This is a genomic window from Herbidospora sakaeratensis, from assembly GCF_001570525.1.
Classification (GTDB): domain Bacteria; phylum Actinomycetota; class Actinomycetes; order Streptosporangiales; family Streptosporangiaceae; genus Herbidospora; species Herbidospora sakaeratensis.
In genome coordinates, this window is record NZ_BBXC01000017.1 from 239,360 (window position 1) to 248,248 (window position 8,889).

Annotated in this window: 5 protein-coding genes; 3 read left to right on the forward strand and 2 right to left on the reverse strand. The window is 69.3% G+C overall.

The features are described 5' to 3' along the window. Genes AW271_RS28255 through AW271_RS28265 form a run of 3 tightly spaced genes read left to right on the forward strand, consistent with a single transcriptional unit; the run spans window position 1 to window position 2,722 of the window. Window positions 1-885 (forward strand): carbohydrate ABC transporter permease, encoded by an 885-nt coding sequence (locus tag AW271_RS28255; RefSeq protein ID WP_062340621.1) that lies wholly within the window; start codon window positions 1-3, stop codon window positions 883-885. Next, window positions 882-1,706 carry a carbohydrate ABC transporter permease gene (locus AW271_RS28260; RefSeq protein WP_062340622.1) on the forward strand — a complete coding sequence of 275 codons (825 nt, stop codon included), beginning with the start codon at window positions 882-884 and terminating at the stop codon, window positions 1,704-1,706. Before AW271_RS28255 ends, AW271_RS28260 begins: the two co-directional genes overlap by 4 nt. Next, window positions 1,703-2,722 carry a glycoside hydrolase family 68 protein gene (locus AW271_RS28265; RefSeq protein WP_062340623.1) on the forward strand — a complete coding sequence of 340 codons (1,020 nt, stop codon included), beginning with the start codon at window positions 1,703-1,705 and terminating at the stop codon, window positions 2,720-2,722. Before AW271_RS28260 ends, AW271_RS28265 begins: the two co-directional genes overlap by 4 nt. Here AW271_RS28265 and AW271_RS28270 read toward each other — a convergent pair whose 3' ends face one another. Both AW271_RS28270 and AW271_RS28275 read right to left on the reverse strand, forming a co-directional pair. Next, window positions 2,723-5,332, reverse strand: a complete 2,610-nt coding sequence (locus AW271_RS28270) for a family 43 glycosylhydrolase (protein ID WP_062340624.1) — start codon at window positions 5,330-5,332, stop codon at window positions 2,723-2,725. Further along, window positions 5,329-8,439 carry a family 43 glycosylhydrolase gene (locus tag AW271_RS28275; RefSeq protein WP_218008195.1) on the reverse strand — a complete coding sequence of 1,037 codons (3,111 nt, stop codon included), beginning with the start codon at window positions 8,437-8,439 and terminating at the stop codon, window positions 5,329-5,331. Before AW271_RS28275 ends, AW271_RS28270 begins: the two co-directional genes overlap by 4 nt. Between the last annotated feature and the right edge of the window lie 450 nt (window positions 8,440-8,889).

Here is an 8,889-nt window from a genome sequence, read left to right on the forward strand (position 1 = left end):
GTGAAGGCGGCCGTGCAGCGGCGCAGAAACTGGGCCGGCTGGTTGTTCGTGCTGCCCGCGGCCGCGTTCTACGTCGTGTTCGTGATCCAGCCGCTGGCCATGACGGTGCAGTACTCCCTCTACTCGTGGGACGGCATCGGCGTGGCCGCCTGGAACGGCGTCCAGAACTACCTGCGGGTCTTCACCGATCCCGACCTGTTCGCCGCGATCCTCAACGCGCTGAAGCTGATCGTGTTCTTCAGCGCGGTCCCGGTCGTGCTCGGGCTGGCCATCGCGGCGACGATCCGGCGCATCGCCGCCAGCCGTCTCGCGCTGGTGGCCCGCACGGTCATCTTCCTGCCGCAGGTGATCCCGCTGGTCGCGGCGGGCATCACGTGGAGCTGGTTGTTGTCGTCCACCGGGCTGGTGAACCAGCTCCTCACGGCCATCGGGCTGGAGGGCGTCACCCGGGCCTGGCTCGGCGACTTCTCCACCGCCCTGCCGGCGGTCGGGGTGATCGGCGCGTGGGTGCTCCTGGGCCTGTGCACGCTCCTGCTCCTGGCGGGCATGAGCAAGATCGATCCGGCCCTGTACGAAGCCGCCCGCCTCGACGGGGCCGGCGCCTTCCGCGAGTTCTTCTCGATCACCCTGCCCAGCCTGCGGCAGGAGATCGGGGTCTGCGTCACCGTCACGGTCGTGGCCGCGCTGGCCAGCTTCGACATCGTCTACATCTCGACCCAGGGCGGGCCCGGCAACGCCAGCATGGTGCCCGGCCTGGAGATCTACTACCTGGCCTTCTCCGAACGGGAGGTCGGCCTCGCCTCGGCCCTCGCGGTGGTCCTCACCGTGCTGGTGATCGCGTGCGCGCTGCCGATCCAGTGGCTCACCAGGGACCGCTCATCATGAAAACCGCTCGTCGTGAGGCCTGGACCGGCCGGGTGCTGCTGCTGGTGCTGATGGCCTTCACCCTGATGCCGTTCGTCAGCCTCTTCGTCACCGCCCTGCATCCGTCGGGCACCTATCCGCTCGGCCTCGACTGGCCCGACGACCCGCAGTGGGGCAACTTCGCCGACGCGTTCACCGCCGCGCGGATGACCGAGCTGCTGACGTCGAGCGTGCTGATCGTGCTCGGGGTGGTGCCGATCTCGCTGGTGGTGGCCACCATGGCCGGGTTCGCCATCGGGCACCTGCGCATCCCCGGGCGGCGGTTCGTCTTCGTGGCGTTCGTGCTCGGGCTGACGCTGCCGTTCGAGGGCATCATCACGCCGCTCTACTACCTGGTCCGCGACATGGGGATCCTGAACACGCGGTGGGCGATCATCCTGCCGCTGATCGGCCTGTTCATGCCGTTCTCGGTGTTCTGGATGCGGGCCCACTTCGTCAACATGCCCGAGGAGTTGTCGGAGAGCGCCCGTATCGACGGCGCGAGCACCTGGCAGCTGTTCTGGAAGGTGCACGTGCCGCTGGCCGCCCCGGCGACCTCGTCGCTGGCGATCCTGCTGTTCCTGTGGACGTGGAACCAGTTCCTGCTGGCGATCGTGCTGGTCGACGACCCGTTGCAGCGCACGATGTCGGGCGCGCTCGGGGCGTTCCAGGGACAGTGGGGCACCGACATCCCGTTGCTCTGCGCGGGCTCGCTGCTCATCCTCACCCCGACTCTCCTGGTGTTCCTGATCTTCCAGCGCCGTTTCGTGTCGGCCCTCCTCCAGGGCTCGCTGAAGGGATGACCGTGACGACGACCCGCTGGACGCGGCGCCACCTCGACCTGATCACCGACGACCCGGCGACGACCGCGCCGCTCATCACCGGCCCGGTCGAACCGGCGCTGCCGGGCTTCGACCTGTGGGACATGTGGCCGATCCAGGAAGAGGATGGTGCCACCGCCCTCTTCGACGGCCGCGAACTCTGGATGGGCCTGGCCGCCCCGGCGGCCGGCCATCCGGAGGACCGCCACGACGTGGCCCGCATCCGCTCGCTCGCCTTCGACGACGGCAAGTGGATCGACCTCGGCGACGTCTTCCCCGACGGCGCGTCGCCCGGCAGCCGCGAGTGGTCGGGCACCGCGATCCGCCGCGCCGACGGCACCGTCTCGGTCTTCTACACCGCGAGCGGCTTCCGCGGCGAGGAGCGCCGCACCTTCGCGCAGCGGGTGTTCGAGGCCCGCGACGGCGTGCACCGGGAGATCGCCCGGCCGGACACGCGGTACTTCCTGCCCGCCGACCAGATCGAGGGCGGTCCGGGGAAGATCCTGGCCTGGCGCGACCCGGCCTGGTTCCGGGGCCGCCTGCTGATCGCCGCCTCGGTCCCGTGGGGCGAGCGCTACATGGGGGCCGTCGCCCTCACCGACGGGGGGTCGGGCAACCGCCCGGTCCTGGTCGCCGACGGGATCAACCGCGAGCTCGAACGCCCCCACATCGTGGTGCACGACGGCCTCTACTACCTGTTCTTCTGCACCCACCGCCAGTCGTTCGAACCGGCGGACGCCGCCCCGACCGGCCTCTACGGCTTCGTCGGGACGGCGCCGGAGGGGCCCTACGAACCCCTGAACGGCTCCGGCCTGGTGATCGGGAACCCGCGGGCCCAGCCCGACCAAGCGTACGCCTGGATGGTGCTCGACGACCTGCGGGTGGTCAGCTTCCTCGACTACCGGGGCCCGGTCGACCGGGCCGGCTTCGGCGGCACGGTGGCCCCCCTGCTCAGACTGCGCCTGGAGGGCCACCGCACCCGGGTCGAACCCTGCTGATCAGGTCCGGGGGGTTCCCCCGTACCCGACGATCAGCGCGTCGGCGTCGCGGAGCAGGGTGGTGCGGACGATCTCGTCGGCCTCGACGCGGTGGTCCTTCACCCCGCTCTTGAACTTCTCGATCGCCTTGATGACGTTCTTGTCGTCCTTCTCCTCGGCGATGGCCGCGATGACACGGTCGAGTGCCTTGTGGAGACGGACGGCGCTGCTGGCGTTGGTCTTGTCCTCGGCCGCGAAGCGGTCGATGAGCGCCGAGAGGTCCTCGACCGAGGTGACGACGGTGAACCCGACGGTCTTCACCGTCTGGTTCCCGGCGTGGTCGACAGCGGTGACGACCAGCTCGTGCTCGCCCAGGGCCCGCGTGTACAGGGCGAGCGCGCCGGGCTGGATCGGCTGGCCGTCCAGGGTCGCGGAGATCGTGGCCACGCCCGACTCGGCGTCCTCGGCGGTCCAGCCGAGGGTCAGGTCGCCGCTGTCGCCGTACTCGCCGCCGTCCGCCACGCCGGTGACCTCGACCGCGGGGGCGGTCTCGTCCTCGGCCTGGCTCTCGAAGGCCCACGAGTCGATCTCGAACAGGTCGGCGTTCGCCGGTCCGGCGTAGGTGAAGTAGACGTCGTGCACGCCGGTCGGGCCGTCGAGCTCGGCGGTCAGCTCCGTCCACGCGTTGAGCGGGGCGTCGACGGGGATCGACGCGACCACCGGCGCGGTGCGGTCGTCGAGGCGGACGTCGATCCGGCCGCCGGCGACGAGGGGGCGCACCTTCGCGGTGAGGGCGGTGGCGCCCTTCGCGCCGAAGTCGACCGAGGCGAGCGAGGTCCAGTCGCCGTTGTCGACGTCGTGCAGCACCAGGTTGGGCGCCTTCGTGCCGAACTCCGCCGAGGAACCGTCGACCTTCTTGGTCGCGATGCCCTGCTGCCAGGCGATGGTCTCGGCCTCGATCACCCGGTAGGGCGCCAGGTCGCGGATCTTGTCGACGCCGTCGTAGGTGCCGAGCACCTCCTTGACCGTGCCGTCGGCGTTGAAGTCGAGCTTGGCGATGTGCGGGCTGCGGAAGCCCTGGGTCGCGCCGCCGGTGATGCGGCGGTTGAGCGTCTGCGCGTGGTAGGTGAAGTAGTAGTCGCCGCCCAGCTGGAAGACCGACTGGTGGTTGTTGCCGCCTGCGCCGAAGAAGTTGCCGGGGTTGCGGAAGATCACGCCCTTGTACTTGTCGGCGGTCCAGGGGCCCATCGGGTGGTCGGCGACCATGTAGGCGATGGCACCGGTCGGCGGACCGGCGGGGTCGATCGGGCCGCCGAAGCCGAAGTTCGAGGAGTACGAGTAGTAGTACTTGCCCTCGCGCTTGAAGACGTGGCCGGCCTCGAACATGAGCGGCCCGTCGATGACCTCGGCCGAGCCGACGGTGCTGGTCATGTTCTCGCCGAGCCTGATCACGCGGGTCGACTTGGGGTGGTTGGTGTTCTCGTAGCTGCGCGACCCGTCGTCGCCGCCACCGCCGAAGTAGAGGTAGGCCTGGCCGTCGTCGTCGATGAAGACGCCCGGGTCGAACAACCAGTTGATCCCGTTGGACGCGCCCGGCGTCTGGCCGGTGATCAGCAGGCTGCCGCGCTCGTCCCGCCAGGGGCCGAGCGGCGAGTCGCCGACGATGACGCCGGTGGCCGCGCCGTTGTTGGCGAAGTAGAGGAAGAACTTCTCGACGCCGTCGACGACCTTGCTCTCCATGGCCGGGGCCCAGGAGTTGCCGGCGTACTTGGCGATGCCGCTCGCCCCGGCGACCGGGATCTCCCCGTGGTCGACCCAGTTCACCAGGTCGTCGGAGGAGATGACGGTGATGGTGTTGATGCCGCCGTAGGTGTTGGTCGGGGAGATCCCGTTCGGGCCCGGGTTGTACACCTGCGTGTCGTTGGTCATGTAGAGGTACACGCGGCCGTCGTGGACGAACGCGTTGCCGTCGGCCCCGAACTTGTGCGAGATGAGCGGGTTGCCCTCACCGGGGTTCTTGCCGAGCACCTCGATCGTGGTCGACGGCGTGAACTCCCGGAGGGTCACGTCGTCGACCTTGAAGTCCATGAGGTGCGTGTCGGGCGCGGTCGAGGGCGTCTGCGTCCACGGGGTCTCGACGAAGATCCGCGCGGTCGCCACGCTCTGCGCGGCCGGGATGGTGAACGTGCCCTGGATCAGGCCCCACTGCCCGCGCGGGGTGGTCACGGTGCCGAGGTTGGTGTACGTCCCCCCGCCGTAGTGCATGGTGACGAAGAACTGCTTGGTGGCCGGGCTGTTCGGGTTCTCGTACTTCACCCGTGCCGTCACCGAGTAGGTCTTGCCCGCCGCGACCTTGCCCGACAGGTCCTGCATCGGGCCCGATCCGGTGGTCGTGCGCTGGGTGACCGCGACGGCGGACGCACCGGAGTAGGCGTCGGTCGTCGGGGTCAGGGTGGCGGTGTCGGTCGCGTTCCCGTTGTTGGGGAACCAGCCGGTCAGGCCCGATTCGAAGCCGCCGTTGACGATGATCTCCGGACCGGCCGCCTGGACGGGCGCTGCCGTGACGGTCGCCACCGCGCCCAGCATCGCTCCGGCGGTCACGATCGCGGCGAGGCGCGAGCGTAATTTCACGAGCTGCTCTCCTTGTTCTTCGGGGTGCCGCCCCAGTGGACGATCAGGGCGTCGGCGTCGCGGAGGAGGGTGGTGCGGACGACGTCGTCGGCTTCGACGCGGTGATCCTTGACTCCGCTCTTGAACTTCTCGATCACCTTGACGATCTTCTTGGGGTCCTTGTCCTTCTCGATGGCCGCGACGACGCGGTCGAGTTCCTTGTGCAGGCGCACGGCGCTACTGGCGTTGGTCCCGCCCTCGGCCGCGAACCGGTCGATGAGCGCCGAGACGTCCTCGACCGAGGTGGTGACGGTGAACCGGACGGTGCTCTCGGCCTGGTCCCCGGCGGTGACGGTGAGCACGTGTTCACCCAGGGCCAGTTCGTAGAGGGTGAGCGTGCCGGGCTGGACCGGCCGCCCGTCCAGGGTGGCGGTCGCCGGCTGCACGGCGCTGGTCCAGCCGACGGTCAGGTCGCCGCTGTCGCCGTACTCGCCGCCGTCGGCCACACCCGAGATCTCGATCTTCAGCGTGCCGAGCCGGGCCAGCTGGTGGCTGAGGGCCCGCTCGGGCGCGTCGATCTGGTTCTGGGTGCCGAACGCGCCGGCGCGGGCCGCCTTCGCCGCCGCGAGCGCCTTCCGCGCGTCGGCCCAGGCGCCGGCCGGGTAGGAGTGCTCGTTCAGCGTGCCCGCGTGCGCGATGGCCGCGTCCAGGCGGGTGGTGTCGAGCGGGCGGTTCTGCGCGGTCAGGGTGTCGCTGAGCAGGTAGTGGTCGAAGTCGACCCGGCCGCCCTTCTCCTGCGTGGCGTAGTTGAACAGGGCGACCCGGTGACCCATGAAGTGGGCGAGGCTGCCGTCGAGCGTCTGCGGGCCGACGCGGTTGCCCAGGCGGGTCCAGGTCAGGCCGTCGAGGCTGTAGTAGAAGGTCGTCCACAACTGCCCGACCGGCGCGGCGAAGTCGAGGTCGGCCTTGACCGACACCTCGGTGGCGTCACCGAGCGCGACCGTCGTGCCCGGCACGAACGCCTCCAGCGACGCCTGGTCGAGGTCGACCCCGAACGGCTGGCCCCGGTTCACCACGCCCAGCGTGTTCACGCCGCCGGCTCGCTTGACCGCCACGTAGGAGAAGCCGCGGTTGAAGGCGGCCAGGCCCGCGACGTCGCCGTTCTTCATGCCCGAGACGTCCATGCGGGTCTCGACCGACTGACGCGGGCCGAAGGTGCGCTGGGTCAGCGTGTTGCGGGCCTCCTCCAGCCACGCCAGCTCGGCCCGGTTGGAGAGCTTGGTGTAGACGTACTGGCCGGTCACCGGCTTGCCGGTGGTCAGCCGCAACCAGCCGTCCCGGTCGGTGAGCGACCAGTTGCGGTTGTCGGGGGCGTGGTTCCACTCCCAGGCGACGTCGAGGCGCGAGCCGTTGGGGGCGATCTCGGCCTCGGTCGGGTACTCCGCCGTCGACGGGAGCCCGACGACCGAGACGTCGTCGATCAGGTACTCCACGCTGGAGGACGCCGGTTGCGGGTTGGCCCAGGGCGTCTCCACCGCGAACTTGAAGTTGTTCAGGTTGGCCGTCGCCGGCACGGTGAAGCGGCCGGAGACCGTCGTCCACTGGCCGCTCGGCACGTTCCCGAACGTCATGACCTGGACGCCCGAGCCCCAGTCGGCCACCAGGTTGAACCGCACGCTGCTCGGGCCGGCGGTGTACTTGATCTTCGCGGACACGGTGTAGGTCACGCCGTGCTGCATCTTGCCGTTGAGGAACTGGTTGGGGCCCGAGCCGTTGACGGTCCGGGTGCCGACCTTCAGCGCCGCCGCGCCCGCGGCGGGGTCACCGGTGTCCCGGCTGAGGGTCGCGCCGAACTGCGCCGCCCACGGCGCGGTCGACTCCGCCTCGAACCCGGGGTTCTGCAGCAGTTCCACGCCGATCAGCGACTCGTCGACGTCGGGCGGCTCGGGGACGGTCCACTGCTCGTCCGTGTACGCCCGCTCGGGGGCGTCGTTGGCGAAGTCGTCGGAGGCGACGATGCTCTTCTGCCGCTCGAAGGTCTCCTGCTCCGGGGTGAGCCGGATCGGCTTGTCGAACACGCCGTCCACCTGGGCGGCGCTGAAGGTCGGCCAGCCGTCCTGCCAGGTCGCGGGGATCAGCGCCGGGATGCGGCCGACGGGGAAGGTGTCGCGGAAGAACATGCCGTACCAGTCGGTCCGGCCGCCGTCGCGGGCGATGGGCACCAGGCTGCCCTGGGCGAAGCCGTTGGAGTTGAGCACCCCGCGCGCCTCGTAGGTGTTCACCCCGCCGGCCGAGGTGTAGCGGCCGAGCAGGTCCCGGGAGCGGAACATGACGACCTGGCGGCCCTGCCCGGACGGCCAGGTGATGATGACCGCGTAGTACCAGCCGTCGATGTGGTAGAACTGCGCGCCCTCGAACAGGCCGCCGATGAACGGCCGCCCGGCGTAGTCGCCCGCGGTGAAGATGTTCGGGTAGTCCTGCACGATGGCCGTCAGGTCGGCGTTGAGGCGCACGGCGCTCGTGCCGCCCGAGCCGTAGAAGATGTACGGGGTGCCGTCGACGTCGAAGAACAACGAGGGGTCGTGCAGCCCCCGGCCGAGGGCGGTGCGCTCCCACTTCCCGTCGTCGATGTCGTCGGTCCGGTAGAGGTAGGCGCCGCCGAGGTTGTTGGTGTTGAAGGCGACGTAGAACATGCCGTCGTGGTAGCGCAGCGACGACGCCCACTGGCCCTGACCGTAGGAGTTCTGCCCGTTGCGCAGCGAGAAGGAGTCTCCGATGTTCGCCCGGTCGAAGACGTAGTTGACGATCTCCCAATTCACCAGGTCGTACGACTTCATGATCGGCGCACCCGGGCTCATGTGCATCGTGGTGCTGATCATGTAATAGAGGTCGCGGCCCTCGTCGTTCTCGGCGGCCGGAACCCGTTCCACGCTGATGTCGGGCACGTCGGAGCGCAGGAGCGGGACGGTGTAGGTGCCGTCGCCCTTGTCGGTGGAGGTGTACGACGAGGCGGGCGACCACGCGTCGGCGGTCGCGCTCGTGGTCACCAGACCGGCGCAGGAGAGCGCGGCGACGAGCGCGGTGAGGGCGGCGGAAATGCGTAAGCGGAGGCGGGGGGACACGGGCATTGCAAACTCCAGACGCGGAGGTGTCACAGAGGTGTTATCGCTAACATTTCGGGGTAACGGGGCGTTCGTTGAACTTCGTGCGGGCATGCGTCGCCGACCTCTGTTGATGGCCGACGGTGATACTCCTGGTGGGATCGGCGCGTGTAACGATGTGTTATCGCTAACAAATCAGGGGGTGGATACACGCGTGGATTCGGTCAGGACACGAAAGCACCCTTCGGATGGACGGGAGGCGGAGCGCCTCAACCGGGCATGCGGTCAAGAAGGTGGCAGTTATTTTCGGGTTATTTTCTGAACCTTTCGTCTGAAACTGTAAAGTGACCGGACACTCCAGACAAGAGCCTCTGAACAAGATCCCGTAACAACCGCGAAACCTGATGCCCCCGGGAACGGCCTCGCCGCCGCGGTGGCACCCGCGGCGGCGAGGAGTCAGGCGTTTCCGGTCAGACC

What these genes read in the sequence shown, in the direction of transcription:
- AW271_RS28275 (WP_218008195.1), bottom strand. Translation starts at nt 8,439, where the DNA reads ATGCCCGTGTCCCCCCGCCTCCGCTTACGCATTTCCGCCGCCCTCACC.
- AW271_RS28265 (WP_062340623.1), top strand. Translation starts at nt 1,703, where the DNA reads ATGACCGTGACGACGACCCGCTGGACGCGGCGCCACCTCGACCTGATC.
- AW271_RS28260 (WP_062340622.1), top strand. Translation starts at nt 882, where the DNA reads ATGAAAACCGCTCGTCGTGAGGCCTGGACCGGCCGGGTGCTGCTGCTG.